A 4,317-nucleotide genomic window follows, 5' to 3' on the forward strand; every position below is an offset into this window, starting at 1 on the left:
AGATGATGGTCAGCACTCCAACAATGAATAGTAGAATGACTCCCGCCGCAGAAGCATAACCGATTTTAAAGAAACGGAAACCATATTCATATATATAATAAACAAGTGTATTCGTTGTATTGACCGGTCCCCCTTGCGTCATGATCGCAATCGTTTCGAAAACCTGAAAAGATCCGATCATATTGATAATTACCAGGAAGAAGATCGTAGGTGAAAGCATCGGAAGTATCAATCTGTAAAATGTCGTCCAAGGTTTGGACCGATCAAGAGCTGCCGCTTCGTAGATGTCCTTTGGTATGCTTTGCAAACCAGCAATAAAGACCAAGGTATTGTAGCCAAGCCCTTTCCAGACAGCAACGATAACTAATGAAATCAGAGACGTCTTCTGAGAGGAAAGCCAGGCGAGCTTAGCAAAACCAAACAAACCGATGAACCAGTTCAATAAGCCATACTGCGGGTCCATCACCCAAGCCCAAATCATGGAAATGGATACCCAGGAAACAATATGCGGACTGAAGATGGCACCTTGTACAAAACTTGAAAACATACTCGTTTTATTCAGCCACAGAGCTAAAAATAAGGACAGTCCAATGATGAACGTGACCGTTAGAACGGTATAGATGGACGTATTTGTTATTACTTGTATAAATTCTTTTTCCGTTAAGAGATCCGTAAAGTTCTGCATCCCAACAAAGTTCTTATTAGGGCTAATAAAATTCCAATCAAACATACTTAGGTATATCATATAAATAATCGGATATATAAAAAATATCGAAAACACAGTAATTGCTGGAGCAACCATCGCATACGGACGCAGCTTTCCCCATATTGTCATATTAAACACCGCCGCCAGCAACAAGGATTTTCTCACGTTGTATATGTCTTGAAATGTCCCGAATTCGTTGACCCTCTAAGTCAAAATAGTAAAGCTGATCATAAGGAATCAATGCTTTAATATGATCATCCGTTTCCAATGAGGTAAGGAAGGTCTTTACGAAAAACGGCCCCATGTTGGACGCGATCTGATAAATATTTTCTGCCCCCAGGCTTTCTCTCGTAATAATTTCTCCTTCAATTACAAACCCATCTGTGCGATCCTTCGGAGACATCAACACATGTTCAGCCCTGAAGCCGATATAACCGATAGCCGAGGTGGTCTCTACCTTTAACCCTTGTACATGACCATAATCAAAAATATTCATAGCCGGGGTACCGATAAACTGTGCGGTGAAAACATTAACTGGATCGTTATAAAGTTTCAAAGGTGCATCCGTCTGTTGAATAAGTCCTTTGTTCATGACGACGATCTCATCGCCCATCGACATAGCTTCCACTTGATCATGGGTGACATAAACGAAGGTACTGCCCAGCCTCTTATGAAGCTGAATCAACTCCGTTCTCATTTGGTTGCGCAGCTTAGCGTCCAGATTGGAGAGCGGTTCATCCAGGATAAATACCTTTGGTTTCTTAACCATGGCCCGGGCCAGCGCAACCCTCTGACGTTGTCCTCCCGATAAGTTTTGCGGCTTTTTGTCCAGATGAGGCGTTAGCGCGACGATTTCACAAATATCACGGATTAAGGTTTCCCGTTCCATTTTGGGTACTTTTCTGTTCTTGAGTCCGAATTCTATATTTTCACGTACGGTCATTGTCGGATATAACGCATAGTTTTGGAAAACCATGGCTACATCCCGTAGCCCTGGCTGTGTATCATTTACGCATTTGTCACCAATCCATATTTGTCCTTCGGTCTGTTTCTCAAGCCCTGCAATCATGCGCAGGGTTGTTGATTTACCGCAACCGGATGGGCCAACAAGAACGGTAAACGACCCATCTTTGATCGTAAGATTAAGACCGCTGATAATCGTTTCGTCTTTATACTTTTTGCCAATATTGACTAGTTGGATCTTTGCCATACGTTCGTCTCCTTTACGTTTTAACTATGTTCCTGAATAGCAAGCATCACCTGCATTAATTCCGCCTCGACAGAAAAATACTGGCCAGCTCTCATGGAATGAACTGGAGTCCTCCCCCAGTCTGGTGATTATTTGCTCAATAATTTATTCGCTTTTTCCGCAGCCTCGTTCATAACATCTTGCGGTTTTACATCCTTTTCGAGGATTGCTTTCGTCATGGCATCTATGATAGTTTTCGAAACTTCTGCGTAAGCATTTGCGTTCGGACGAAGTACAGCATACTGCAATTGATCGGAAGCTACTTTGTATTGTGGGAACTCTTTATAGTAGTTTTGCAGCTCATCGCTTTGCAAAGCAGATAGACGGTTAGGCAGGTATCCAACATATTTATGCTGGTAGATCGTGTTTTCCTTCGATGTCATGAACTTCACGAATTCCCATGTTGCTTCTTTTTCAGTATCTTTCAGCTTGGAAGTGATGGCGAGCTGGCATCCGCCTGTTGGAACTCCATAAGATTTATTAGCAGGCATAAAATCTGTAGCCATTACAAAGTTATTTCCTTTAGCAACCTCTAAGCTTGCAGAAACACCCGCCGTAGACCCGATTTTGAAAGCGGAAATCTGGTTGGTCCAGTCCTTCTCCGCATCAGCACCTGCTGTCTTTCCTACAGTAAACTTGATAAGACCGTCATCGGACATTTTCTTCCAAAACTCTACCGGCGCAACACCTTCAGCCGTGTTGAATGTGGCCTTTTTCCCGTCCTCGCTTAGCACCTTGCCACCGCTTTGAGCAACAAGTGCCTCATATTCCCATACGCCTACTGCCATCGTCATCGGCGTCTTCCCTTTTGATTTCAGCACGCGGGAATACTCCTCTAATTCCTTCCAGTTTTTCGGGCCAGCCGGATCCAGACCAGCATCTTTTAACATCGTGACATTTTTGTAAAAGATCGGCGTACTTCTCATGAATGGAATCCCATATAACTTGCCATCCACATAGGCATTCCCCATAAGACCCGGGTTAAAATCCTTAATGTTGACTTGTGCTTCATCCCTTGCTGCCAGAGGAGTCAAGTCTACAAGCATGCCTGAGCGTGAGAAAATTCCTGTAGATGCAATTTCAAGGTCGAAAACGGCAGGTGCGTTTCCAGCAGCAAATGCCGCTTGCACTTTCGCATGAAGATCATCGTAGTTGCCTTGGTTCGCTTGCTGAACCTCAATTTTATTCTGCGACTCATTGAATTTCTTCACCAGGTTTTGCTTTGCTTCTTCAATTTTCCCACCGTTTGCAGTCCAATATTTAATGACGATTTTGCCTTGTGGAGAAGAAGCCGTGCTTGCTGAACCCGATGCTGCTTTGTCTCCTGTACCAGCTGTTCCGCATGCTGATAACATAATGATTGAACTAACCGCAAGAATCGAAACCAATTTTTTCTTAAACATTTGTAGTTCCTCCCAATTTTTAGTATGAAACCATAAAAAAAGAAGCCTAAATCAACCGTCGGCTTAAAGTCGACCGCTAATCAGGCTTCTCCACTACTCCAACCTACTGCTATTTACTTGTCTGGCTTCATCATAATCGCCCAGTATTAAATGAGTGTTAAGTAGTTATTAATATTATGAAAATCATTCCATCATCCAATATTCCGAATCATCTTTTCTTCTGTGGAATAGGTTTCTCGCCATAAATCCGATTTCGAGGCAGAAACCGCCGTTGCTCCATTTTTAAATCCATCCATTACCTGACTTCGTTCGTATACCAAACCACCTGTAATGATTGGAAGCGTAGTGAACTTCTTGATCTCCCCGATCATTTCAGGAATTCGTGCGGGCATGACTTCAATGATGTCAGGCTCCACTTGTGCAAGACTTTTGAATATATTCTCCACACCTTCCGTATCCACTAAGAAGAAGCGTTGAATGGTAAGCAAGCCCATTTTTTTCGCTGTTTTGACAACATTCGTTTTCGTCGTAATAATCCCGCTTGGTTTAATCACTTTGGCCAAGTAGTCCATGCCATAAGAGTCGGTACTTAAACCGCCTATTTTCTCCAAGTGCAGGAAGACTGGCAGCTGATGCTTATTGAACAAATCGACATAACCTTTTATAACGCCGATATGCCCAGTTAAGAGAAAAACGCCGCTTAATTGGTTTCTAAGGGATAAGGCAATCTCGATTTGTTTTGGCTCCTTGATGGAAGCCACCATTCGGTGTGTGCTTAATCTTTCAAAAAACATGCYGCCTTCATCATTCTTAAGCCTTTTCATCCATCAAGACCTCCCCTGATATGAAACTATAGTTGTTCCGCTTCTATCCGTAAAGAGACCGTACATGCCCGATCTGAATCTACACCACGTGCGGTAGGATTATGTCTAAAATGTTTCATATTGTTGTATAACATC

General features: G+C 42.8%; 4 protein-coding genes. All 4 read right to left on the reverse strand.

The genetic code is table 11. The annotated features are described in order from the left end of the window. On the reverse strand, positions 1–835 hold an 835-nt coding region (locus AC1DUA_RS25820; RefSeq protein ID WP_477502492.1), incomplete at its 3' end, for a carbohydrate ABC transporter permease. A gap of 1 nt (position 836) precedes the next feature. After that, on the reverse strand, positions 837–1,916 hold the full coding sequence (locus AC1DUA_RS25825) for an ABC transporter ATP-binding protein (RefSeq protein WP_477502493.1): 1,080 nt from the start codon (positions 1,914–1,916) through the stop codon (positions 837–839). Between the two features lie 128 nt (positions 1,917–2,044). Further along, a complete protein-coding gene (locus AC1DUA_RS25830) occupies positions 2,045–3,358 on the reverse strand; it encodes an ABC transporter substrate-binding protein (RefSeq protein WP_477502494.1) in 1,314 nt (437 codons plus the stop codon). Positions 3,359–3,549: 191 nt separating this feature from the next. Continuing rightward, entirely contained in the window at positions 3,550–4,182 is a 633-nt protein-coding gene (locus AC1DUA_RS25835) for a glycerol-3-phosphate responsive antiterminator (RefSeq protein WP_477502495.1), read from the reverse strand. Positions 4,183–4,317: the final 135 nt, after the last annotated feature.

The sequence above is a fragment of the Paenibacillus sp. 01T422 genome, assembly GCF_056398785.1.